The sequence below is a fragment of the Arthrobacter sp. 8AJ genome (assembly GCF_902506025.1).
Lineage (GTDB): Bacteria > Actinomycetota > Actinomycetes > Actinomycetales > Micrococcaceae > Arthrobacter.
Genome location: NZ_LR733289.1, coordinates 3619486 through 3643464 on the forward strand (window position 1 = coordinate 3619486; position 23979 = coordinate 3643464).

A 23979-nucleotide genomic window follows, 5' to 3' on the forward strand; every position below is an offset into this window, starting at 1 on the left:
AGTAAGCGGCATCCTGGGTTGGATCAGGCCGGTTTCTGCTGGGGGCGGAGCCGGGGCCAAACGCGGAGTTGGGTGTCGGTGCCTTGGGGCATGATGGAGGCATGAACCAGGAACAGCGTCCTGCCGGCGGTAGCGCCTCCGGTACGGCTGCGCCCATGGGCCAGTTCAGCCGGCCCACCCGGGACTGGTTCCTCGGCGCGTTTTCGGAGCCCACGCCGGCGCAGGCCGGGGCCTGGAACGCCATCTCCTCCGGCTCGCATGCGCTGGTGGTGGCTCCCACCGGCTCTGGAAAAACCCTCGCGGCCTTCCTCTGGGCGCTGGACCGGCTGCTGGTCTCAGCGTCCCACGCCCCTGAGCCTGCCGCTGCGGAGGTGCCCGCGAAAGGCAAGCGCGCCCGGGCGCCCAAGCGTAAGACCCGAGTCCTCTATATTTCGCCGCTGAAGGCGTTGGGTGTGGACGTGGAACGGAACCTCCGGTCCCCGCTGATCGGTATCACGCAGACCGCAAAGCGGCTTGGGCTTCCCGCCCCGCTGATCACCGTGGGGGTCCGGTCCGGGGATACTCCCGCAGCGGAGCGCCGCGGGCTGCTGAGCAACCCGCCGGACATCCTCATCACCACCCCCGAATCGCTGTTCCTCATGCTCACGTCAAAGGCCCGGGAGACCCTGGCCGAGGTGGACACCATCATCATCGACGAGGTCCACGCCGTGGCCGGCACCAAGCGTGGAGCACACCTTGCCGTATCACTGGAACGGCTGGACGCGCTCCTGCCCAAGCCTGCACAGCGCATCGGGCTTTCCGCCACGGTGGAGCCCCGGGAACTCGTGGCGCAGTTCCTTGCGGGTTCGGCTCCCGTGGAGATCGTCGCGCCGCCGGCCCGGAAGAACTGGGACCTGACGGTCTCCGTCCCGGTGGAGGACATGTCGGACCTGCAGGGCGCCGCCGGTGCCTTCGATTCCGGTCCCGCGTCCGGGCTCCAGCCGCAGGCGTCCATCTGGCCGCATGTGGAGGAAAAGATCGTGGACCTGGTCCTGGCCAACCAGTCCACCATCGTCTTCGCCAACTCCCGGCGCCTCGCCGAACGCCTCACCGCCCGGCTCAACGAGATCTACGCAGAGCGCCAGCTGGTTGCCGTGGGCGGCGGCTGGGACGGACCCGGCCCGGAAGGGCAGGCGGCCGCGCCCGGCACTGCGGATGGACCGGCGTCGGGCATTCCCGCGTCAACCGCCACACCGGCCCACATGATGGCCCAGGCCGGAAGCTCCGCCGGCGCGGACCCCGTACTGGCCCGCGCCCACCACGGTTCCGTGTCGAAGGACCAGCGCGCGCTCATCGAGGACGACCTCAAGTCCGGACGGCTGCGGTGCGTGGTGGCAACGTCGTCCCTGGAGTTGGGCATCGACATGGGCGCCGTGGACCTGGTGGTCCAGGTGGAGTCGCCACCCTCGGTGGCCAGCGGCCTGCAGCGGGTGGGCCGCGCCGGTCACCAGGTGGGCGAAATCTCCCAGGGCGTCCTCTTCCCCAAGCACCGCGCTGACCTGGTCCACACGGCCATCACGGTGGAGCGCATGCTGGACGGCAAGATCGAGCGGCTCAGCATCCCTGCCAACCCACTGGACATCCTGGCGCAGCAGACCGTGGCTGCCACGGCGCTGGGCAGCATCGACGTGGAGGAGTGGTTCAGCACCGTCCGGCGCTCGGCGCCCTTCGCGTCCCTCCCCCGGTCGGCCTTCGAGGCCACCCTTGACCTGCTCGCGGGGCGGTACCCGTCCGACGAATTCGCCGAGCTCCGGCCAAGGATCATCTGGGACCGCAACGCCGGTACCATCGAGGGCCGGCCGGGAGCCCAGCGCCTGGCCGTGACGTCCGGCGGCACCATCCCGGACCGCGGCCTGTTCGGCGTCTACATCATCGGCACTGAACAGGAGGGCTCGGCTTCCCCCTCCGAGGACGGCAAACCGGCGCGCGCACCCAAGGGCGGCCGCCGCGTGGGCGAGCTGGACGAGGAAATGGTCTACGAGTCACGGGTGGGCGACGTCTTTGCCCTGGGTGCCACCAGCTGGAAGATCGAGGACATCACGCACGACCGCGTCCTGGTCTCCCCCGCGTTCGGGCAGCCCGGCAAGCTGCCGTTCTGGAAGGGTGATTCCCTGGGCCGGCCGGTGGACCTGGGCCGCGCGCTGGGCGCGTTTGTCCGCGAACTGTCCGCGTCCGACGCCGGCCCTGCCACCGAACGCTGCAAGGCCAGCGGCCTGGACGACTTCGCCGCCAACAACCTCATCCAGTACCTCACCGAGCAGAAACAGGCCACCGAGGTGGTTCCCAGCGACACCACGCTGGTGGTGGAACGCTTCCACGACGAACTGGGCGACTGGCGCGTCATCCTGCACAGTCCGTTCGGCATGCCGGTGCACGCGCCGTGGGCCCTGGCCGTGGGGCAGCGGCTCCACCAGCGCTACGGCCTGGACGGCTCGGCCATGGCGGCCGACGACGGCATCGTGCTGCGGGTTCCCATGATGGAGGACGAGCCGCCGGGCGCGGAGCTGTTCCTCTTCGATCCCGAGGAACTGGAACAGATTGTCACGGCCGAGGTAGGCGGCAGCGCCCTGTTCGCCTCCCGCTTCCGCGAGTGCGCCGCACGTGCGCTCCTGCTGCCCCGCCAGACCCCCGGCAAACGCCAGCCCCTGTGGCAGCAGCGCCAGCGGTCCGCGCAACTGCTGGACGTGGCCAGGAAATACCCCACCTTCCCCATCGTGCTGGAGACCGTGCGCGAATGCCTCCAGGACGTCTACGACCTGCCGGCATTGAAGGACATCGCCGCGTCCGTGGAGCGGCGCGAACTGCGGATCGTGCAGACCACCACGCAGCAGCCCTCGCCATTCGCCAAGTCCCTCCTCTTTGGCTACGTGGCACAGTTCCTGTACGAGGGCGATTCCCCGCTCGCGGAGCGGCGTGCCGCCGCCCTGGCGCTGGACTCCACGCTCCTCAACGAGCTGCTGGGCCGGGTGGAGCTGCGCGAACTCCTGGACGCCAAGGTCATCGACGCCACCGAACGCGAGCTGCAGCGCCTTGCCCCGGACCGCCGTGCCCGCGGCATGGAAGGCATGGCGGACCTGCTGCGGCTGCTGGGCCCGCTGGATCCGGAGGAGGCCGCTTTGCGGCTGGAACCTGCCGAAAGCCCGGTGGTTGAGGCCGCCGAACCCGCGGTCAATGAGTCCGCCGAACCGGTGGTTGAGCCCGTGGAGGCTCCACGCGCCGAAACCCCCTCCGCCACCGTGGCGGAAGCGGCAGCCCACCTGGCCGCCCTCCAGCGTGCCAACCGCGCCATCAAGGTCAACATCGGTGGCGTTGAACGTTTCGCGGCGGTGGAAGACGCAGCCCGCCTCCGCGACGCCATCGGCGTGCCGCTGCCCATGGGCGTCCCGCTGGCCTTCATTGAGCCGGTTGCCGATCCCCTGGGCGACCTCGTCTCCCGGTATGCCCGCACCCACGGCCCCTTCACCGCGGCGGAGGCAGCGGCCCGCCTGGGCCTGGGCGTGGCAGTAGTGGGCACCGCGCTGAAACGCCTTGCGGCCGACGGCCGCGTGGTGGAGGGCGAATTCCGGCCGCACGTCACCACACCAGGCGCCGCACACCCGGACTCCCCACCACAGGACGGGCCAAAGAACGGCGCCGCGCAGGAATCGGCCCGGGAGTCCGCGCAGGAATCCGGCCTTGAGGCCGGTACCCAGGCAATAGAGGAACTGCCCACCCCTGCGGCTGGCTCCCCCGCCGGCACCACGCACACGATCGCCAGCGAATGGTGCGACGCCGGGGTGCTGCGCAAGCTCCGCCGTCGTTCGCTGGCCGCCCTGCGCGCGGAAGTGGAACCGGTGGACGCCGCCGCCTACGGACGCTTCCTGCCGGCATGGCAGCATGTCAGGACCCCGGGCGGTGGCCGCGGCCAGCCCTCGCTGCGGGGACTGGACGGCATCATCACCGCCATCGACCAGCTCTCGGGCGTGCCCGTTCCTGCCTCGGCCTGGGAACCCCTGGTGCTGGCCACGCGGGTGTCCAACTACCAGCCGGCCATGCTGGATGAACTAATGGCTGCCGGCGAGGTCCTGTGGTCCGGGGCCGGCGCACTTCCGGGGAATGACGGCTGGATCAGCCTTCATCTTGCGGACTCGGTGGAGCTGACGCTCAACCCATCACCCGAGTTTGAACCGGGGGACGCCGGCCAACGGCTCCTGGACCACCTGCGGAACAACGGTGGCGGCTATTTCTTCCGGCAACTGACCGAGGTGGCCGGAGGCATGGACGCCGTCCTCAGCGACCAGGAAGTGGTGGCTGCGCTCTGGGACCTGGTCTGGGCCGGGCGGATCACCGGGGACACGTTCGCCCCTGTCCGGGCACTCATTGCCGGCGGCCACACAGCCCACCGCCAGGTGGCCCGCGCACCCCGGGCCAGGGCACCGCGGCTCAGCCGCCTGGGCCGTTCCCATGGCACCGGCCTGATGGGGTCCCCCGGGCTGGCCGGGGGCCGGTACGGATCGCAGGGGGCCTCCACGGCGCCCACCGTGGCGGGCCGCTGGTCTGCCCTGCCCGAGCCTGAACTCGATGCCACCATCCACGCCCGTGCCACCGCGGAACTGCTGCTGGACCGTTACGGCGTGGTCACCAGGGGCTCCGTCATCGCTGAGCAGATCCTCGGCGGCTTCGGACTCATGTACAAGGTGCTGGCACGGCTGGAGGAAGCCGGCCGCTGCCGCCGCGGCTACTTTATCGAGCACCTCGGCGCCGCCCAGTTCGCGGTGCCGGCCACCGTTGACCGGCTCCGTTCCTACTCGGAGGACACCCAGCTGGCCAAGGCCGAACCCGTGGCCCTGGCCCTCGCCGCCACCGATCCCGCCAACCCGTACGGTGCGGCCCTCCCCTGGCCGGCCCTGCAGACGGACGCCGGTACCGGCCACCGGCCCGGCCGGAAGGCAGGGGCCCTGGTTGTCCTGGTAGACGGTGCGCTGGTCCTCTACGTGGAGCGCGGCGGCAAGACCCTGCTGGCCTTCAGCGAAGACGACGCCGTCCTGGCGGCGGCAGGTGCGGCGCTGGTGGGTGTGGTGACGCGGGGAGCAGTGGACAAGCTGATCATGGAGAAGGTGAACGGGCACGGAATCCTGGACACCCCGGTCGCCGTCGCCCTCAGCTCCGCCGGCGCTTACTCCACGCCGAAGGGACTGAGGATCCGTGCCTGAGGGGGATTCAGTCTGGCGCGCCGCCCGCCAACTGCATGAAGCCCTCGCGGGACAGACACTGATTGCCTCGGACTTCCGCGTGCCCCGGTTCGCCACCCTGAACCTGTCCGGCTGGACCGTCGATGAGGTGATCCCCAGGGGCAAGCACCTGCTGATGCGGGTGGTCAGCCCGGAGGACAAGAGGCTGACCATCCACTCGCACCTGAAGATGGAAGGCGCCTGGCAGGTCTACCCGCCCGGCGGGAGGTGGCGCAAGCCGGGTTACACCGCCCGGTGCGTTCTGCGCACGGCCGTCGCTGACGCCGTCGGCTTCTCCCTCGGAATCGTAGAAGTGGTGGCCACCGCCAACGAGGATTCGATCGTTGGCTTCCTTGGCCCGGACCTGCTGGGCCCGGACTGGGACCCGGACGAAGCCGAACGCCGCATCAGGTCCCGCCCCGAGGTCCCCATCGGCGTCGCGCTGCTGGACCAGCGGAACCTCGCAGGGATCGGAAACATCTACCGCTGCGAAGCGTGCTTCCTGTCGGGTGTGCATCCGGCCACTCCCGTATCGGACGTCGCGGACGTGCGGACCATGATCACAGACGCCAAGCAACTCCTGGAGGTCAACCTGGGTCCGGGGCGCCGCGTCACCATCCTCAACACCCGCGGGCTGCCGGTGGGCAGGATGGCCGGCAGGCCCGGCTACTGGGTGTACGGCGGAGAACGGCGGCCGTGCCTGAAATGCGGCACGCCCATCCAGCGTGGACTCCTGGGGAAGCCGAACGGCGAAGAGGAGCGGGACATCTATTTCTGCCCGAAGTGCCAGCCCCCGCCCGCCTGACGTGCTGCAGGGGTGGGGTCAACAGGTCGACGCGCTGGGTTCCTTGACGGTGCTGGACTGACTGGCCGCCACCATGAAGCGCGGCAGCAGGATATGGACCAGCGGACCGATCGCCAGGGCGTAGACCACGGTACCCACACCCACCGAGCCGCCCAGCAGCCAGCCGGCGGCCAGCACGGTGACCTCGATCAACGTGCGGGAGAACCTGACGGTCCATCCGGTGCGCCGGGCCAGCCCGGTCATCAGGCCGTCGCGGGCGCCTGGCCCGAAGCCGGCGCCGATGTAGAGGGCCGAGGCCACGGCGTTAACCAGTACGGCCCCTGCGAGGAGGCCGATCTGGGCGGCCAGGGGGGTTACCGGCGGGATCACGGCCAGCCCGATGTCCGCGAAGACGCCCACCAGAATGGCGTTGCACAGGGTTCCGAAGCCGGGCATCTGGCGCAGGGGGATCCACAGCAGCAGCACCAGGAAGCTCACGGCGATCACCACCACGCCGATGCTCAGTCCGCTCCGGTTGGCCAGGCCCTGGTGGAACACGTCCCACGGGTCCAGGCCCAGGCCGGCGCGGATGAACATGGCCAGGGAGATGCCGTACATGGCGAGGCCGGTGAAGAGCTGGACAAGTTTGCGGGTCATCATGGAACCATGCTCGCAGCCAACTGGCATTGAATTACATATCCAGTCTGAAATACTGGCTACATGGCTGCCGCCCTTACCGCCCTCGCCCTGTCCCGTCTCCTTGGCCCGTGGAACACGGGCACCGGGCCCGCGTACCGCGAACTGGCTGATGTCGTGCGGCTGCTGATCCTGGATGGCCGCATCCCGCTGGATACCGCCCTGCCCAGCGAGCGTTCACTGTGCTCCACCCTGGCGGTCAGCCGGACCACCGTCACTGCGGCTTACGCCAGCCTCCGGGAGCAAGGCTTCCTAAGCAGCGGCCAGGGCAGCCGCGGCAAGACCCGCATCCCCGAACTGACCCCGTTCGGCCCGGCACTTTTCGGTCCGCAGCCGCCTTCCACCGGCCCGCTGGCAGCACCCGGACTCACCGCACCCGGGCTCACCGCGCCCGGAGGTTTGGTGGACCTGGCCTATTCGGCGCTGCCCGCCAGCGGGGAGGTGGTGCACCGGGCCTTCGCCGCGGCGCTGACGGAGCTACCGGCATTGCTTCCCGGGTTCGGCTATGACGCCCTGGGACTGCTGCCGCTGCGGCAGGCGGTGGCGGACCGTTACTCAGCGGCCGGCGTGCCGACACAACCGGGCCAGATCATGGTGACCTCCGGCGCCCAGCACGCCCTGACCATCATCATCCGCACCCTGGCGGACCGGCAGGACCGGATCCTGGTGGAGCACCCCAGCTACCCGCACGCGCTGGATGCCATCCGTTCCGCCCGGTGCCGCCCCGTGCCGGTGGCCTTCGCCGATTCCGGCTGGGACCTGCCCGCGATGGAAGCCGCCATGGTCCAGCAGCAGCCAAAACTCGCCTACCTGGTCCCGGACTTCCACAACCCCACCGGCATGATCATGCCCGATGCCCAGCGCCGCCGGCTGGCCCGCGCGGCCGCCGCGGCCGGAACCGTACTGGTGGCCGACGAAACCCTCCGTGACCTCAACCTCGACGGCGTTGCCACCACTCCCCTGGCGGGTTTCGGCAGCACCGTGGTGTCCATCGGATCACTGAGCAAGTCCCACTGGGGCGGGCTGCGCACCGGCTGGATCCGCGCCTCGGAGTCCATGATCCAGCGATTTGCCGCGGCCCGGACCACCCTGGACCTGGGCGGGCCCGTCATGGAACAGCTCGCGGCAGCACACCTGGTGCGGGCTCTGGAGGAGCCCCTGCCCGCCCTGTTACAGATGCTGCGCCGCAACAGGTCCACACTGCTCGGCCTCCTCGCGGAGCACCTTCCCACGTGGCAGGTGGCGCCGCCCGCCGGCGGCCTCTCCGTGTGGTGCCGGCTGCCCGGCCCCATCAGCACGGCCCTGACCGTCCTGGCCCCGGAATACGGCATCAGGCTGGCGGCCGGGCCCCGGTTCGGAATCGGCGGCGCATTTGAACGCAACCTGCGGCTGCCGTTCACCCTCCCGCCGGACAAGCTCGAAACGGCAGTCCTGGCGCTGCGGGCGGCCCAGGACCGGCTGGACGCCGCACCCCAGCTGCGGCGCTCACTGACCCAGGCTCCCGCCGTCGCCATCGCCTGACCAGCCGCTGACGGAACCGCCGGAACAGCCGGGAAGCGGGAGCTACCCGTACACGCGCTCCAGGAAGCCGCCCCAGGCCTTGGCGGTGGCCTCCGTGTCGCCGGCGCCGCTGAAATCGTGCATCGTCATGCCCACCGGGGCACCCCATGCGTTGCGGCCGAAGAACCGGTACAGCGCATCCTGGGTGCGGATGCCCAGGAAGTGCTCATTCGAGAAGTCCACGTCGCCCGTAAGCCGCCCCACGCCGTCGAGCTCCACATCAACCGTGGCGCCTTGCTCCGCCGAGCCTGCACCCAGCGCCTCACGGAGCCTGGTGAAGCCGTCCGGTGTTTGGGATGCCGCCGGGGCCTGGATGTCGGTGAACACCACGGGGCGGCCGTCGAAGTACTGCAGGTACTGGCCCAGCGTGTGCAGGTAGAACTCGGTGTGGCGGCTGGCGCCGTCGTACTGCTGGTCCCAGTTGTCCGCGAAGATGCCGCTGTGGACGTAGTGGAGCCGGGCGCGGCCGCCGTCCAGGGGCTCCAGCACGTGCTCCAGCTGGTTGAACCAGCCGTCCGGCCCCTCCATCCGCGACACCAGGTGGTGGGGGTATTCCTCAACGGTTTTGACTGCCGGCCATTGGTCCGTGGGGAACATCCAGGCCGGCGTTCCGTGGGTGACGGCTTCCCACACCCGCTCGGGGGTGCCGGGCAGTTCGGTGTCCTGGACGATCTCGAAGTCCCGTTTGTCGCTCATTTGTCCTGCTCCTTGCCTGCTGTTTCGTTGGTTGCCGTGACGGCATTGGTCTCTTTCAGGGCCGGGTGCAGCGCCACCACGAGCCGGTGCCGCCGCCCGCGGGGTGATGCGCCGGCGTCGTGGTACTTGTCCACCAGCCGCGTGACCTCGACGCCGAGTTCCTCCGCGAACGCGGCCCTGTCAGCCGCCGTGCGGAAGGTGATCTCGCCGTCGATCGCGAACGTGGCCAGCTTCTGCCGGGCCGCGGCGGCGCCGGCGATGAGCTTTCCCACCTCCTTCACCATCCGGCCGGCGAGCGCCAGCAGCCAGAACGCCGAAAAGCGGTCCGCGAACCGGACTGGGTCCGGGGACACGGCGGCGAGCGCTGACGGCGAGATGAGGTAGGAAGCGGCGGTTGCCTGCAGGACCCGTTCGGTGACGTTGCCCTTGCGGCGCTCCTCCACGAGTTCCACCAGTCCGTGCCGCTCCAGCGCCTTGAGGTGGTAGTTCACTTTCTGCCGTGGCAGGCCGATCCGCACTGCCAGCTGCGTGGCTGAGGCCGGCTGGACCAGCTCCCGCAGGATCCGGGTACGGATGGGATCCAGGGATGCTTCGGCGGCTGCCGGGTCCTCGATGACTGCAATGTCCTGCATGCCTCCAGTGTGCCAACCGACAACTTTTATTGTCAAGAACTTTTTTATGGTCGGAGGAGGGCGCGGACGGCCGGCCGCGGGCGAGACCGGCTAAACCAGCGCCGGTAGAATGGACCGGTGATGCAATCCCCCCTCCCCGTCCGCGACGGCGTCAATGCCACGCGCCTGCGCCTTCCGGAGGAGGGCCCGTGGGAGACCGCGATGGACTACATGATGCACCGCTGGGGCCACATCGACCCGCAGGGCATCGAGGACAGGTTCGACGCCGGCGAGATCGTTGGCGAGGGCGGCATCCCCCTGGACCGGGCCACGCCGCTGCAGGAGCACACCTTCATCTGGTACTACCGCACCCTGCCGCCGGAAACGCGGCTTCCCGTGGAACTGAGCATCCTGCACCAGGACCACCACCTGCTGGTGGTCGACAAGCCGCACTTCCTGCCCACCACGCCGGGCGGCACATACATCCAGGAATCCGCCCTGGTGCGCCTGCGGAACCAGCTGGACCTGCCGGACCTGATCCCCATGCACCGGCTGGACCGCATGACGGCCGGCGTGCTGCTCTTCTCCACCAACCCGCAGACCCGGGGCAAGTACCAGGTGCTCTTCGAGAAGCGGCAGGTGCAGAAGGAGTACGAGTGTGTATCCGCCGCCGAGCCCACGCCGGGGCACCCCGCCGTCGACTTTCCCGTGGTGGTCCGCAACCGGATGACCAAGTCCCGCAGCTACCTGCTGGCGGAGGTCGTGGACGGCGAACCGAACGCGGAGACCAGGATTGAGCGGCTGGAAACGTTCGACGCCGGCGCACCGGCAAGTGCCGGCGGCACCGGCGTCACCGGTACAGGCGCCATCGGTACAGCTCAGCGCCTGGCCAGGTACCGGCTTGAGCCCCACACCGGCAAGACCCACCAGCTGCGGGTCCATATGGCCTCGTTGGGGCTGGGGATCGTGAACGATGCCTTCTATCCCGACCTGTTGGACAAGGCCCCGGACGACTACGCCAGGCCGCTCCAGCTGCTGGCACGGGGCATCCGGTTTGTTGACCCGATCTCGGGAAAGCCCGTGGAATACCGCAGCAGCCTGGAGCTCAGCGAAGCGGTCCGAGCACGTCCCTGAACGCCGCCTCCATCTCCGCGGTGTGCAGCACGAACTCCACCAGCTCCAGCCCGCTGGCCGGATGGGCGGTCCGGAACCCCGTCAGCGCCTCAAGCGCTGCCTGCGCCACGTGCGCGGCACTCCACCCGTAGGCTCCGCCGCCCACCGCGGGAAAGGCCACGTCCTGCGCCCCCAGGGTCTCGGCCAGCCGCAGGCTTTCGCTGAAGCAGGAGACCAGGAGGACGCGGTTGGTCTGTCCTGCGTGCCGGTTGGGCCCCACTGTGTGGATCACCCAGCGGGCCGGCAGCCGGAAGGCAGGTGTTGCCACGGCGGCTCCGGCCTGGAGGCCGTGCGGAAGTCCGGTGGCACGCAGCTCCCTGCATGCCGCGAGCAGTTCCGGCCCGGCCGCCCGGTGCAGCGCCCCGTCCACTCCCCCGCCGCCCAGCAACGAGGAGTTCGCAGCATTCACCACCACATCCACGCGCCGTTGCGTAATGTCGCCCCGCAGAACCGAGATCCGCATGCCGCCAGTTTCCCAAGTGCGGTACCTTGTGGCAATGGACTTCGGCAGCGTTGACAGCTGGGGGACGGCCCTCTACTTCTGGGTTATCCCCGTGGTGATCGGCGATGCCATTTTTCCGCCCATCCCCTCCGAAATGCTGGTGATCACCGGGGGCGCCCTGTCCGCGGACGGCCGGGCCAACGTGTTCCTGGTGCTGGTGCTCGCTGCCGTGGCGTCCTGGCTGGGCGACATGGTGGTCTTCCATCTCTTCCGGCGGCGGCTGAGCCATGTGCTGGACCGATGGAAGTGGGGCCGGCGGGTCCACAGCGGCATCCACGCGGCGCTGGCCAAGGCCGGCCGTTCCTCCACCTACGGCACTATCATCGGCGCCAGGTTCATTCCCGGCGGACGGCTCGCCACCTCGGCGGCATCCGGCGTGGCCAACGTGTCCGTCCGCGGCTTCAGCCTGTGCGCGGCCCTGGGCGCCGTGCTGTGGGCATGCTGGCTGGTGGGCCTGGGCTACTTCACCGGGTCAACCACCAAGCTGCCGTTCTGGGCGAGCTCCCTGATTGGCGTGGCCGTCGGCCTGGTGATCGGCGCCGTCGTGGGCATCCTCGTCACCCGCCGCCGCGGCGACCGGTCCCCGGTGGAGGAGGAGCCCCTCCCGGACGCAGGCTAGACGGGCAGCCACTTGCCGCGGCTGCGCCGCAGCACGCTGAGCGGGCCCGTCAGCGCAACGCGTTCGACGGCGTCGCGCATCATGGCTGCCGATTCCACCGCCTGGCGGTTCTCACCGCTGTACTCGCTCGCCTCCACGAGGAAGCGCAGGTTCAGCTGCGGCACGCCGCCGGCGATCTGCAGCTGGTGCGCCTCCACGTGGTGGCGGGTGCCCAGCGCCTCCACGGCCGCGTCCATAACGGACTCGGGCGGATTCCCCGGCCGGAGCCCGGTGATCTTAAGGCGGGTCTGGAAGGAAGGCATGCCTCCAACCCTATCCAACCCCCGGATGCGCCATCACGTATGGCCCCCAACAGCGCCTGTTAGGGACCACACGTGATGGAGCAACTGGAGAATCAGCCGGTGTTGCGGAGGCCGGCCGCCACCCCGTTGACGGTGATGAGCATGGCCCGCTGGAGGCGTTCATCGATCTCGGCCCCGGTGATCCCGCCCTCGGTGCGGATGCGGCGCAGGAGTTCCACCTGGAGGTAGCTGATGGGGTCCAGGTACTGGTCGCGGATTTCGAGGGAGCGTTTCAGGGTGGGTTGGGCATCCAGGATGATGTTCTCGCCGGTGAGCTTGCGCACCTCGGCTACCGTGAGTTCGTACTCTTCCCGGATGGTGCGGAACAGGTGGTGAAGTTCCTCCGGGACCAGGGTGGACACGTAGTAGCCGGCGATATCCATGTCCGTCTTTGCAAGCGTCATCTCGACGTTGGACAGCACGGATTTGAAGAAGTTCCAGTGGTCGATCATCTCCACCAGCTGGGCCGAGTGCCCGGCTTCGCGGGCGGCCTTGAGCCCGGAGCCCACACCGAACCAGCCGGGCACGATCTGCCGGGACTGGGTCCAGCCGAATACCCAGGGGATGGCGCGCAGGCCGCCCAGGCCGGCGCCGGAGTCCGGACGCTTGGACGGGCGGGAACCGATATTGAGGGAGCCCAGCTGCTCGACCGGGGTGGAGGCCATGAAGTAGGCGGGCAGGTCCGGGTGGTCGATCAGCTTCCGGTACCGGTCAAAGGCGGCGTCGGAGATGGCTTCCATGACGTGGCCGTACCGCTCTCGCTGGTCCTCGGAGGTCCGCGGGTTCCGGTGCAGGGCAGACCCCTGCAGCACGGCGGCCAGCGACAGCTCCAGGTTTTCGCGGGCCAGCTCCGGCAGGGAGTACTTGTCCGAGATGACTTCACCCTGCTCGGTGAACTTGATTTCGCCTTCCAGGACACCGTTGGGCTGGGCCAGGATGGCGTCGTAAGTAGGCCCGCCGCCGCGGCCCACGGAACCGCCGCGGCCGTGGAACAGGCGGACGCGCACGCCGTGCTTGGCGGCAACATCGCGCAGCTTGCGCTGGGTCTTGTGGATTTCCCACTGGCTGGTCATCACGCCGGATTCCTTGTTGGAGTCCGAGTAGCCCAGCATCACTTCCTGGACGTCCCCGCGCAGGCGCACCAGCTCACGGTAGGACGGGTCGGAGAGCAGCTGGTCGACGATCTCGGCCGAGGCCCGCAGTTCCTCCACCGTTTCCAGCAGCGGCGCAAAACCGAGCTTGGCGTACGGCTTGTCGCCGAAGAGGTTCACCAGGCCGGCTTCGCGGGCCAGGACGGCTGCGGCCAGGACGTCGTCGGCGCCGCGGGTCATGGAGATGATGTAGGTCTCGATGACGTCGGGGCCGTACATGCGCAGGGCGCGGCGGATCTCGCGGAAGACGTCGTAGGTGCCGTCGGCGGCGCCGTCGAGCTTAATCGGGTGGCCGGACAGCGGACGGCGGGACGCCAGCTCGGAGCCGAGCACCTCGAAGCGTTCCTCACGGCTCAGCTCGGCGTAGCGCAGGCCGGGGCCGCCGATACGGTCCATCAGCTGGCCGACGGCGTCGTGGTGGTGGTCTGCGTGTTCGCGGATGTCCAGGGTGGCCAGGTGCAGGCCGAAGGAGGCGATGGCACGGCGGACGCGGGCCAGGGAGCCGTCCGCCGCCAGGGCCGCGGAGTGGTTGCGGAGCGAGAGCTCCAGCAGGTTCAGGTCCGCCAGGAGCTCCTCGGTTCCGCTGTAGTCGCGGCCATGCTCATGGTTGGAGTTGGCGGCCACCCGCTTGCCCGTGTTGATGAGCTTGGCCTTAATGCAGGTGAGCTTCAGCCGGTACGGCTCCTGGGCGTTCAGCTCCAGGACCCGCTTGTCCAGGCCGGGCAGCTTCTTCAGGTCCTCGTCGATGGACTCCAGGAGCGGCTGGTCCGCGCCTGCCAGGGCCGTGGAGTTGGACAGGATGGAAATCAGCTCGTCGATCATACCGATGCTGATCCGGATGGCGCTTTGGTTCTGGATCTGCAGGATTTCGCGGGTCACGGCCGCGGTGACGTTCGGGTTGCCGTCACGGTCACCGCCGATCCAGGAGCCAAACCGGATAGGGGCGTCCTTGGACGCAAGGGTGACGCCGTGCTCGCCCAGCAGTTCGGAGAGCTCGGACAGCATTTCCGGCATCGCGTCCGTGAGGATGCCGCCCAGGTAGTAGATGGCGTTCCGGGCCTCATCCACGGGAGTGGGCCGGACCTGGCGCAGCTCGTCGGTCTGCCACATCTGGTCGATGATCTCTGCCAGCTGCCGGTCCTGCCGGCGGCGTGCCGTGGACCCTTCGGCCGTCGACTGGGACAGGACGTCGGAGAGCTTGCGGATCTTGTCCAGGACGGAGCGGCGGGACGCCTCGGTGGGGTGGGCGGTGAAGATGGGACGCACGTCCAGGCCGTTGACCACTTCCTGCAGCACGTCCGGGCCGGCCTGCGCGGCGATGTCCGCCACGGTCTTGGCCAGCCAGCCGTCCTTTTCGGCCCGGGTCCGCAGGCCCCGGACCCGGTGCACCTGTTCCGCGGCGTTGGCCAGGTGGAAGTAGAAGGCGAAGGCGCGCACCAGGTCGGTTGCCTGCTCAATGGGCAGGGAGCCGAGCAGTTCGCGGACCTGGGCAACGACGTCGTGCGCGCTCCAGGGCCCGGTGGCGTGGGCACCGCCGCGCGCTGCTTCTTTGGATTCCTTGGTCAGGAGCCGGACCTGCTCCACGAGGTCCAGGAGTTCCGGTCCGTGCTGGCGGACCAGCGATTCACCCAGCAGGGTGGAGACACGCCGGACGTCCGCGCGCAGTTCGGAGGCAAGATCGGTTTCGGGAGGTGTTGCAGTGTGAGCCATTGAAACAATCTTTCGAGGGATTTGGACTTGGCTCGTACACTGCGCTGGATACTGTGAGCCACGTTACTAGCTAAAGATGCTACCCCCGGACCCGTGGGTCAGTGGAATCCGTCTCACAAGATGTCGCGGTACCCCACATGCCGTTTGACGGCGTCGAGCTCAGCCCGTAGGTTCTGCACCTCGTCCTGCCAGGCGGCCGCCTCCGCCGTGCGGCGCCGGGCCCTCCCGGCCTGGACCACGACAGCCGTGAGCAGCAGCGGCACCAGGAGGGCCAACGCCCAGCCGGCGGCCGCGAAGAAGTCCAGTGCCACCGGCAACGCGGCCCGGAAGTCGATGAAATCGTTGACGCCGCCGGCCATGCCTGCCATGGCTCCGTCGAGCGGCTGCAGGAACTGGCCCACCACGGGGGTCCCGGAGAGTTCGGGCGGGGCGAGTTTCGCCTGCGCGTCCCCGCCCCAGCGCCCGTCCGCGAGGTGGTTCAGGACGTAGATGCCGGCGCCCACGTTGGCTGCCATGAAGACGGCGACCGCGGCGGCCGCTGCGAGGTCCGGCCGCCGCCGGCGCCACGCCAGGACGCCCGCGGCGGCAAGGGCGGCCGCCAGCCAGGTGAGCGCGGTAAGCCACTCCCGATTCACTCCCGCAAGGATGTCCACGTCTCCATTCAACCCCGGATAAAGGAATCAGCGGTGGAATGAACATGCCTGGCCGGCGGTTGTAGCGTGGGCAGACGAAACCGGAAGGAACCATGACCACCACGCCAGCAGCCACCGCTCCAGCCGCCAGGGAGGAGCGCTGGCAGCGCTTCCGCGCCAACCGCAACAAGGCCCTGGCAACGCCGCACGGCTGGCTGACCCTCACGTCCTTCCAGTGGCTGGAAGAGGCACCGGCCGCCGTCGACCTTGCCCCGGGCCTGTGGTCCACGGACGGCGCCGGTGCAACAAAAGGTACGACGGCGTTCCTCACCGCGGTTCCGTCGGACGGGCTCACGCTGGTGGAGACAGGGGAAAGGGTGGACGGCACCGTGTCCGCCGTCCTGGCGGACGAGGAGTCGCTGATGTGGGTGCAGTTCGGCGGCCCGGACGGGGACCAGGTGGTGGTGGAGCTGGCCATGCGCGGCGGCCGGTATGCGATCCGGACCCGGGACGCGGCATCACCGGTCTTCACGGAGTTCGACGGCGTGCCCACCTTTCCGTACAACCCCGACTGGGAGGTCACCGGCAGGTTTGAGCCCTACCCTGCGCCGGTGGATGTGCCGATCGGGACCGCGAACCCGCTGGTTGACGGCGTGCACCGCAGCGTTGGCGAGGTGGTGTTCCGCCTCCCCGGCAGCAGCCACGAGTTCTGGCTCCAGGCGGAGGAAGAGAAACTCGGCGCCCTGACCGTCACGTTCCACGACGAAACCAACGGCGACACCACGGACGAGTGGCGGAAACTCTCCCTCCCCAGGCCCCGGCCGGACGGCTCCGTGGTGCTGGACTTCAACCGGGCCATCAACTACCCCAGCGCCTTCACCCCCTACGGCACCTGCCCCATGCCGGTGAAGAACAACAGCCTCGACATCCGGGTGGAGGCCGGCGAGAAAGAGCCCTACCCCGCGTAGCGCCCGGGAAGCTCAGGAAATGGCCGAAATCCCGGTGATTGCCCGGCCCACGATCAGGGTGTTCACCTCGAACGAGCCCTCATAGGTGTAAATGGCCTCGGCGTCGGCGAAGATCTTGGCCATCCGGTAATCGGTGACAATCCCGTTGCCGCCCAGGATGGACCGGCCCAGCGCCACCGTCTCACGCATGCGGGCGCTGAGGTAGGACTTGGCGAGCGCCACCTGCGGCATGCCGGCGGCGCCCTCCTCCTGCAGCCTGGCGATCCCGGCCATCATGGACATGCTGGCCACGGTGTTGCCCAGCATGGTCACCAGCTGCTGCTGGATCAGCTGGAAATGGGCCAGCGGGCGGCCGAACTGCTGCCGTTCCACGGCGTACTGCCGGGCGACGTCGAAGGCCGCCAGCTGCTGGCCCACCGCCTGCCAGGCCACCATGATCCGTGAGCTGCGGAGCAGTTCCTTGGTGTCCTCGAAGCTGCTGATCCCGCCGAACCGGTCCGCCTCGGCAATCCTGACGTCGCGGAACTCGATGTCGGCGTTCTGGACGGTGCGCAGGGCGATCTTGTTCTCGATCCTGCTCCGGCTGACCCCCGGCAGGGTGGCGTCCACGATGAAGCCCCGCACCGAGCCGTCCGCCTCGTCCCGCGCCCACACCAGCATGTAGTCGCAGAACGTCCCGTTGCCGATCCAGCGTTTGGCCCCGTTCAGCACCCAAGTGTCGCCGGCGTCGTCCGCTTCTCCCGTGGTGGAGGAGATCCGCCGGGCACGGGTCTCCAGGCCGCCCGCCACGTCCGAGCCGTGCAGCGGTTCGGTGAGGGCGAACGCGCCGGTGGTGCGCAGTTCCGAGGCGTCGGCCAGCAGCCGCTGTTTCTGGTCGTCGGTGCCGAAGGTGTGCAGGGACTCGACGAAGAGGTCGTGGTGGACCAGGAAGAACGTGGCCAGGGAGGTGTCCACCCGGGTTATCTCCGCAATGACAAGCCCGGCGAAGAGGTGGCTGTAGCCGCGGTGGACGGGCGTGCTGAGTTCCAGGGCCGCCAGCTTGGGCAGGATGTGCGCGGGAAACTCGGCCTTGTTCCACCAGTCCCCGGCGTAGGGTGCCACCTCGGCTGCCAGGAAGTCCCGCAGTTCGGCGAGCTTGGTCCGTTCAGCCGGGTCCAGTGTTGCTTCGACGGCGAAGAAGTCCGCCGCCGGCAGCTGCGATACGTCCGGCGCGCTCATTTCGGTCCCATCCGGATGGCGCCGTCCAGGCGGATGGTTTCACCGTTCAACATGGCGTTGTCCACGATGTGCGCCACCAGGTTGGCGTATTCCGCGGGCTTGCCCAGCCGGGACGGGTGCGGTACCTGCGCCCCCAGCGAGTCCTGCGCTTCCTGGGGCAGGCCGGCCATCATGGGAGTCTCGAAAATGCCCGGGGCGATGGTGACCACGCGGACCAGCGAGCGCGCCAGTTCGCGGGCAATCGGCAGCGTCATGGCGGCCACGGCGCCCTTGGAAGCGGAATATGCAGGCTGGCCAATCTGCCCGTCGAAGGCAGCCACTGAGGCGGTGTTGATGATGACGCCGCGTTCCGGGCCGCCCAGCGGGGTGGCGGCGGGCTCGGTGGCCACCATGGCCTCGGCCGCCAGGCGCAGGACGTTGAAAGTCCCGATCAGGTTGACCTGGATGACCTTGCTGAACGTTTCCAGCGGCAGCACTCCGTCCCGTCCCAGGACCTTGCCCGGGGTGGCGATCCCCGCGCAGCTCACCACGATCCGCAGCGGTCCCAGCCCTGCCGCGGTCCCGACGGCGGCCCGGACGTCTGTTTCGCTGGTCACGTCTGCGGGGGCAAAGACGGCGGACTGGCCGGCTGCGGCGCGGCCGTTGAGTTCGTCGGCCACTGCCTGGCCGCCTGAGGACGGCAGGTCAACGAGCACGACGGATGCGCCGGCGTCGAACAATCTCTGCGCGGTGGCTGCGCCCAGCCCGGACGCCCCGCCTGTCACCAGTGCGACGCTGCCTTTGATGTCCATACATCCTCCTTGATGCGTGTCCCCACGCCGCGGCACGGCCTTGGGCAACAGTTAATGCATGTTAACTGAAATCAGGCGCCGCCGCACGCACCCCCGGTTCCCTGCCCTCCCGGCTCCGGCGGCCCGGTTAGGGTGGACGGCATGACGTCCAGCAGCACCTCCCCCACCATCTGGCAGGACCGGGCGAACCACGCGGCCCGTTCCGTGACCGCCCTGTTCGGCCGGAAACTGCTGTTCCTGCCCGGAACCCACCTGGGCGCCGTGCTGTGGCAGGGCCGGCATCCGGCCGGTCAGCCCACCCCCTCAACGCCGGAGCAGGAGCCCGGCACCCAGCCGGGGCCGCGGTGGCGTGCCGCGCTCCGCCGGATGCGGCCGGCCGCGTCCCTGGCCCTCCCCTGGCATTACTGGTGGCAGGCGCATTACGTTGACTGCCTGGTGGACACCGGGCGGCGGGAACTTGGCGGCGGAGCCACCCCCGCGGCCCGGTTCAACGGCCCGGGCCGGCCCAGCGCAGGGCACCTGGCCTCGCGGCTGGTCACCGGGATCAGGCTCCGCAACGCCCTGACCTTCGTGAACAGCTACTACGACGACATGGCGTGGCTTGCCCTGGCAACCCTTCGGCTGGACAACCTGGCTGAGGAGACCCGGCGTCCGGGCCGCCGCCGTAACGCGGTGGTCCGTGCGTCGCTGGCGCTGCAGTTCGACGCCGCGTGCACCGACGACCTGGGCGGCGGGACGTTCTGGAGCAAGAAACGGGACTTCAAGAACACCCCCGCCACGGCGCCGGTGGCCCTGTTCTATGCCCGCACCGGCCAGCACGCCAAGGCCCAGGCGCTGCTGGACTGGCTGGACGCCACGCTCTTTGACGCGGACCAGGCCCTCTACCTTGACGGTGCACGCTTGAATCCCGCCGGAGAGGTGGTGCTGGAACGTACGGTGTACACCTACAACCAGGGCCCGGTGCTGGGTGCGCTCCTCGAGCTCGGGGGCGAGGCGAACCTGGCGCGGGCCGCTGTCCTGGTGGACGCGGTGCAGCGGCTGCTGACCGTCCCGGCGGACAGTTCCGGCCCCGGCACCGGCGCCGGTGGCTCCGTGCTGCGCTGTGAGGGAACGGGCGACGGCGGCCTCTTCACCGGGATCCTCTGCCGTTACCTGGCGCTCGCCGCAGCAGACCGCCGGCTTCCGGACGCCACCCGCGCCACGGCTGCGCGGCTGGTGACGGACACCGCTGACGCGTTCTGGTCCGGCCGGCGCCCCGTGGGGCCGGGTGAAGCCGGGGCCGGGCGGGAAGGCAAGAGCATCTTTTCGCTGCACGCCGCCCAACCGGCGGCCGCTGCGTATCCGCCGGGCGCCGCCGTCGAACTTTCCACCCAGCTCCAGGCATGGATGACGCTGGAGGCCGCGGCGGCCGTCAGCGCGGCTGGCGCCTAGCGGATGCCGGCCAGCGGCGTGACGGTGCCGTCCCGGAGTGACACGGCACCGTCGGCCGCCAGCCGCACTTCCCTGGGGCCCGCCGGCGGAAACACCAGGGACGTCAGGGCCTGTCCGTCCACGAAGACCTCCACGGATGACCTGTCCACGTAGACGGTGAGTCGGACGGCGTCCCCGGTGGGCCGCGCGTCCACCGACCGCGCCTGCCGGTATTCGCCGCGGGCGTCCGACCCCTCGGCGAGGCCACGGCCCCCGGCCACCGCGTCGCCGTCGCGCCCCACGAACGCCCGGCCGGCGGCAAAGTCGTAGCCCACAGTGGCATAGGTTGCGCCTCCGCTTTGCAGCAGCAGCCGCGCCTCACCGGTCCCGTCCGCGGGCTTGGCCAGCTCGACGTCGGCCTTGAAGGCGCCGCTGTCCGGAACCGGCAGTGCCGTCCCGCCACCGATGCTGCCGCCGGGCAACTGGACCGGATCCCCTTCCAGCGACTGGAGCGCGGCGGTGGGCGCGGACACCAAGGCCGGCCGTCCGCCGTCGGACGCCAGCCGGATGTCCCGCACCACCGAGGCGGCCCCGTACCAGCCGTCGGTGGGAAGGTTCCGGGCATAGGCCCAGTTGTTCATCCAGCCGATGGCGTGCCGGGACGCCTTCCGCTGCGCATCGTCCAGCCGCGGGTCATCCCAGGTGACGGCCGCGTAGAAGTCCGGGCCGCCGTCGAGCCACTGGTGGCCGCCGTCAGCTTTGAAGGCCTTGCCGTCGAACCCGCCGGTCCAGTAGGCCAGGCCGGTGGTGCGGCCCTCCCCGGAACCGTTGGCGCTCGCGGCCAGGACCCAGGTGCGTTTGGCGGGGTCCCCGTCGATGTCCATTTGGAATAAGTCCGGGCACTCCAGGATTCCCAGCCCGTCCCGCCCGAATCCGGACACGTAGGTCCACTGCTTGAGGTCCGGGGAGGTGTAGAACCCGATCTTGTGGCCCTCGGCGAGGAGCATCAGCCACTGGTTGTTGGCGTCGTCGCGGACAATGCGAGGGTCCCGCCAATGCTCCGCGCCGGGATTCTCCATCACCGGGTTCTGCCCGTAGGCCTGGAAGCTGTAGCCCATGTCCGTGGAGTAGAACAGGGACTGGCGCTGGACACCGTCGTGCTGCTGGGTAAGGACGGCGATCACCGCCCCCTTGCCGAATCCGGCTGTCCCCTCGGTGTCCACCACCGCGGACCCGGTTTCGATGTCGCCCAGCCCGTTGCGGAACTTGGGAATGGCCACGCCCTCGTTCTTCCAGTGCACCAGGTCCGTGCTGGTGGCGTGGAACCACTCGGTGCCGTTCCCTTCCGGGTAGTCGGCGTTGTAGAGGTAGTAGTAATGCCACAGGCCATCAAGGAAAAAAGGCCGCTGCGGATCGTTCATCCAGTGCTGGTCAGGGGTGAGGTGGTACGCGGGCCGGTAGCCGGCATCGTCCGCGGGGGCAGCTTCCGGCGGAGCAGCGGGCTGCCCCGTTTCGCTCTGCCCGGTACCGGCCTGCGGGGTTCCGGCTTGCCCGCCGTCCCTCTGGATATTGCCGCCCAGCACCAGCAATGCTGCCAGCACTAGCACCGTCACGGCCGCCAGGGCCCACAGGACGGGGCGGCGCCGAACGGCGGCGGGAACGGTTTCCGGAATTTTGGGGGGCATGGCGGTGTCAATCCCTCGCTGAACGCACAAGTGCCGTCCCCCGGGTTCGGGGAACGGCACCAGCGCAAGTGAACCGTCAATTTTACCGACCAGCCCCGCGGGAGCAGAATCCCGGGCGTCACACAGCCGGCACTAGCCCTGCCCGGCGGGGCGCTTCTTCTGCGGATACGGCGTCTCACCGCGCGCCAGCATGTCCACAAAGCCCGCGATCCTGCGCTCGCGGGTGGCTGCCTGCTTGGCCGAATTCGTCCGGTACACCAGGGAGAACAGGTTGGTTTTCGTCAGGACATCGAACATTGCCTGCGCGGCGGGGTTGGCGGCGATGGCGGCTGCCAGGTCTGCGGGAACTTCGACGTCGGCCTGACCGCCGTAGGCCGCGTCCCAGCGGCCGTCGGCCTTGGCGGCCTCCACCGCCGCCCTGCCGGCGTCGGTCATCCTGCCCGTCTCCTCCAGCCGCGCGATGTGCCCCACGTTCCGCGCCGACCAGACGCTCCGGGGGCGCCGCGGCGTCATCCGCTGGAACACGCTTTCGCTGTCCCGGCGCCGGCCCTGGCCGTCGATCCAGCCAAAACACAGGGCCTCGTCCAGGGCCGCCGCGTAGTCAAGGCCCGTCACCGTCCCGCCCTTCTTGTGCAGCACCAGCCACACCCCCGGGCTGGTGCCGTGGTTCGCTTCCAGCCAGGCGCGCCAGGCAGCGGCATCGGGCAGCAGCAGTTCCTCAAGCTCATTGGCCATGGGCTAATTCTGCCCGTGGAATCCCGTGCCACAAGCCGTGTGCAGAGCGGTTTCGCGTGGCATCATGGCCCTACAGATCCATCCGCCACCTGAGGACAACGCCATGCTCCGAGTCCGCCCCGTCCATTTCACCTCGCGCACCGAGTCCTGGAAGCAGCTCCTCACCACCCTGGGGATGGTGCAGACAGAGGACGACGGCGGGTGGCAGGTCTTTGATTCGGCGTCAGGCCGCGTGGCGCTCCACTCCGCGGAGGCGGATTCGGGTCAGGACGGCCGGACGGTGCTGGCGGTGGAAGTGGGAGACGTGGCCGAATTCGCCCGCCGCACCAACCTGTCGGCACAGGAGGAGTCCCCACAGGAAGGGACGGCGGAAGGCGCCGGACCGGCCGAACTCGTCACTGCTGACCACGGTGACGCCTGCCGGATCAGCGCGCCTGACGGGTTCAGCTTCCTGGCGGACAAGGCCGCCCATTTCGCCCAGTGCGCCGACGCCGATCCCGCCCTGGCCGTTGCGGCGGTCTGGTACACCGCGGACCCGGAGGGGGCCGTCCGCACGCTGCTGCACATCGGCGCCCGCCCCCGGCCCGTGCCGGACAATGACGAGACGGCAGACTTCACTGCCAAAAACGGCGGCGTCCTGCTGGTTCGGCCGGCCACCGGACAGCCCAGGTCAGGCTTGGGTTTCGAATACGACGGCGGGCTGGAACCGTTGCAGGAGCGCCTCACCGCCGCGGGCCTCACCGCCAGCCTGACCGAGGAGGCGTTTGGAAGCACCCTCCACGTAGCCAACCCGGATGCCGGCGGCCCCAACGCGCCCGCCACGGTGTGGATCTCCCAGCGGCGCCCCATGGGGTAGAACTTAAGCATGAACGTGCGCACACCTGACCCGAATCCCGGCTGGCTCTCTGAAGAAGACCTCTTTGAGGCACGGGGGCGGCTGCCCATGGTGTACGTCGAGGCAGTACCGGTCCGGCTGGACCCGCTGGGCTACGTCAACGAAGTGGGCACGCTGCTGCAGGCGGACGCAGACGGGACCATGGTGCGTTCCCTGGTGTCCGGGCGCGTCATCTACCGCGAAACCATCCGCGCCGCCCTCCTGCGGCACATGGAAAAGGACCTCGGCCCCCTGGCGTTCCCGCAGCTGCCGTTGAGCCCCGTGCCGTTCACGGTGGCCGAATACTTCCCGGCACCGTCCCAGACCGGCTTCACGGACGAGCGGCAACACGCCGTGTCCCTGGCCTACGTGATCCCGGTGACGGGCGAGTGCGAGCCGCGCCAGGACGCCCTGGAGCTGACCTGGATGACGCCGGAGGAAGTCCTCAGCCCGGGCGTCCAGATGGAGTTTTCCGGCGGCCGCGGCGGCCTGATCCGGCAGGCCCTGGCGTTTGCAGGCGTGGGCTTCTGACCACCCCGCCGGGACGTGGGGGTCCCCGGTTTTGAGTGCCCGC

Annotated in this window: 20 protein-coding genes; 9 read left to right on the forward strand and 11 right to left on the reverse strand. The window is 69.4% G+C overall.

What is annotated here, in order from left to right; all coding sequences use genetic code 11:
- The first annotated feature begins 101 nt into the window (after positions 1 to 101).
- Positions 102 to 5231 carry a DNA glycosylase AlkZ-like family protein gene (locus tag BACI349Y_RS16765; protein ID WP_159633344.1) on the forward strand — a complete coding sequence of 1710 codons (5130 nt, stop codon included), beginning with the start codon at positions 102 to 104 and terminating at the stop codon, positions 5229 to 5231.
- Complete coding sequence (locus BACI349Y_RS16770; RefSeq protein WP_159633347.1) at positions 5224 to 6054, forward strand: Fpg/Nei family DNA glycosylase; 831 nt, start codon at positions 5224 to 5226, stop codon at positions 6052 to 6054. The genes BACI349Y_RS16765 and BACI349Y_RS16770 overlap by 8 nt, the downstream gene beginning before the upstream one ends.
- 18 nt (positions 6055 to 6072) lie before the next feature.
- On the opposite strand, the gene yczE is transcribed toward BACI349Y_RS16770, so the two are convergent.
- Positions 6073 to 6693 (reverse strand): membrane protein YczE, encoded by a 621-nt coding sequence (gene yczE, locus BACI349Y_RS16775; protein ID WP_159633351.1) that lies wholly within the window; start codon positions 6691 to 6693, stop codon positions 6073 to 6075.
- Between the two features lie 60 nt (positions 6694 to 6753).
- Between yczE and yczR the strand changes: the two genes are divergently transcribed.
- Complete coding sequence (gene yczR / locus BACI349Y_RS16780; protein ID WP_159633354.1) at positions 6754 to 8250, forward strand: MocR-like transcription factor YczR; 1497 nt, start codon at positions 6754 to 6756, stop codon at positions 8248 to 8250.
- 42 nt (positions 8251 to 8292) lie between these two features.
- On the opposite strand, the gene BACI349Y_RS16785 is transcribed toward yczR, so the two are convergent.
- Both BACI349Y_RS16785 and BACI349Y_RS16790 read right to left on the reverse strand, forming a co-directional pair.
- Entirely contained in the window at positions 8293 to 8985 is a 693-nt protein-coding gene (locus BACI349Y_RS16785) for an SRPBCC family protein (RefSeq protein ID WP_159633357.1), read from the reverse strand.
- Entirely contained in the window at positions 8982 to 9617 is a 636-nt protein-coding gene (locus BACI349Y_RS16790) for a winged helix-turn-helix domain-containing protein (protein WP_159633360.1), read from the reverse strand. The genes BACI349Y_RS16785 and BACI349Y_RS16790 overlap by 4 nt, the downstream gene beginning before the upstream one ends.
- A gap of 120 nt (positions 9618 to 9737) precedes the next feature.
- On the opposite strand from BACI349Y_RS16790, the gene BACI349Y_RS16795 reads away from it, so the two are divergent.
- Positions 9738 to 10730 carry an RluA family pseudouridine synthase gene (locus BACI349Y_RS16795; RefSeq protein WP_159635834.1) on the forward strand — a complete coding sequence of 331 codons (993 nt, stop codon included), beginning with the start codon at positions 9738 to 9740 and terminating at the stop codon, positions 10728 to 10730.
- On the opposite strand, the gene BACI349Y_RS16800 is transcribed toward BACI349Y_RS16795, so the two are convergent.
- A complete protein-coding gene (locus BACI349Y_RS16800) occupies positions 10702 to 11232 on the reverse strand; it encodes an O-acetyl-ADP-ribose deacetylase (protein ID WP_159633363.1) in 531 nt (176 codons plus the stop codon). The two genes, BACI349Y_RS16795 and BACI349Y_RS16800, sit on opposite strands and share 29 nt — an antisense overlap.
- A 34-nt stretch (positions 11233 to 11266) precedes the next feature.
- On the opposite strand from BACI349Y_RS16800, the gene BACI349Y_RS16805 reads away from it, so the two are divergent.
- On the forward strand, positions 11267 to 11890 hold the full coding sequence (locus BACI349Y_RS16805; protein WP_159633366.1) for a DedA family protein: 624 nt from the start codon (positions 11267 to 11269) through the stop codon (positions 11888 to 11890).
- On the opposite strand, the gene BACI349Y_RS16810 is transcribed toward BACI349Y_RS16805, so the two are convergent.
- From BACI349Y_RS16810 to BACI349Y_RS16820, 3 genes are all read right to left on the reverse strand, one after another.
- Entirely contained in the window at positions 11887 to 12192 is a 306-nt protein-coding gene (locus BACI349Y_RS16810) for a hypothetical protein (RefSeq protein WP_043449019.1), read from the reverse strand. The genes BACI349Y_RS16805 and BACI349Y_RS16810 overlap by 4 nt on opposite strands.
- Positions 12193 to 12284: 92 nt before the next feature.
- Positions 12285 to 15092, reverse strand: a complete 2808-nt coding sequence (gene ppc, locus BACI349Y_RS16815) for a phosphoenolpyruvate carboxylase (protein WP_159633369.1) — start codon at positions 15090 to 15092, stop codon at positions 12285 to 12287.
- Positions 15093 to 15205: 113 nt separating this feature from the next.
- The gene (locus BACI349Y_RS16820) at positions 15206 to 15745 is read right to left on the reverse strand and encodes a hypothetical protein (RefSeq protein ID WP_159633372.1); all 540 of its coding nucleotides are present in this window, start codon (positions 15743 to 15745) and stop codon (positions 15206 to 15208) included.
- Between the two features lie 92 nt (positions 15746 to 15837).
- Between BACI349Y_RS16820 and BACI349Y_RS16825 the strand changes: the two genes are divergently transcribed.
- The gene (locus BACI349Y_RS16825) at positions 15838 to 16692 is read left to right on the forward strand and encodes a DUF1684 domain-containing protein (protein ID WP_159633375.1); all 855 of its coding nucleotides are present in this window, start codon (positions 15838 to 15840) and stop codon (positions 16690 to 16692) included.
- A gap of 12 nt (positions 16693 to 16704) precedes the next feature.
- On the opposite strand, the gene BACI349Y_RS16830 is transcribed toward BACI349Y_RS16825, so the two are convergent.
- Positions 16705 to 17910: an acyl-CoA dehydrogenase family protein gene (locus BACI349Y_RS16830; RefSeq protein WP_159633378.1), complete on the reverse strand. Its 1206-nt coding sequence runs from the start codon at positions 17908 to 17910 to the stop codon at positions 16705 to 16707.
- Positions 17907 to 18701: a 3-hydroxyacyl-CoA dehydrogenase gene (locus BACI349Y_RS16835; protein WP_159633381.1), complete on the reverse strand. Its 795-nt coding sequence runs from the start codon at positions 18699 to 18701 to the stop codon at positions 17907 to 17909. The genes BACI349Y_RS16830 and BACI349Y_RS16835 overlap by 4 nt, the downstream gene beginning before the upstream one ends.
- A 141-nt stretch (positions 18702 to 18842) precedes the next feature.
- Between BACI349Y_RS16835 and BACI349Y_RS16840 the strand changes: the two genes are divergently transcribed.
- A complete protein-coding gene (locus BACI349Y_RS16840) occupies positions 18843 to 20132 on the forward strand; it encodes a glycoside hydrolase family 76 protein (protein ID WP_159633384.1) in 1290 nt (429 codons plus the stop codon).
- Here BACI349Y_RS16840 and BACI349Y_RS16845 read toward each other — a convergent pair.
- Positions 20129 to 21796 (reverse strand): glycoside hydrolase family 32 protein, encoded by a 1668-nt coding sequence (locus BACI349Y_RS16845; protein WP_159633387.1) that lies wholly within the window; start codon positions 21794 to 21796, stop codon positions 20129 to 20131. The two genes, BACI349Y_RS16840 and BACI349Y_RS16845, sit on opposite strands and share 4 nt — an antisense overlap.
- A 132-nt stretch (positions 21797 to 21928) precedes the next feature.
- Positions 21929 to 22531 carry a YdeI/OmpD-associated family protein gene (locus BACI349Y_RS16850; RefSeq protein ID WP_159633390.1) on the reverse strand — a complete coding sequence of 201 codons (603 nt, stop codon included), beginning with the start codon at positions 22529 to 22531 and terminating at the stop codon, positions 21929 to 21931.
- Positions 22532 to 22634: 103 nt separating this feature from the next.
- Between BACI349Y_RS16850 and BACI349Y_RS16855 the strand changes: the two genes are divergently transcribed.
- Entirely contained in the window at positions 22635 to 23387 is a 753-nt protein-coding gene (locus BACI349Y_RS16855; RefSeq protein ID WP_159633393.1) for a VOC family protein, read from the forward strand.
- 9 nt (positions 23388 to 23396) lie between these two features.
- Positions 23397 to 23936: an NUDIX hydrolase family protein gene (locus BACI349Y_RS16860; protein WP_141158190.1), complete on the forward strand. Its 540-nt coding sequence runs from the start codon at positions 23397 to 23399 to the stop codon at positions 23934 to 23936.
- Positions 23937 to 23979: the final 43 nt, after the last annotated feature.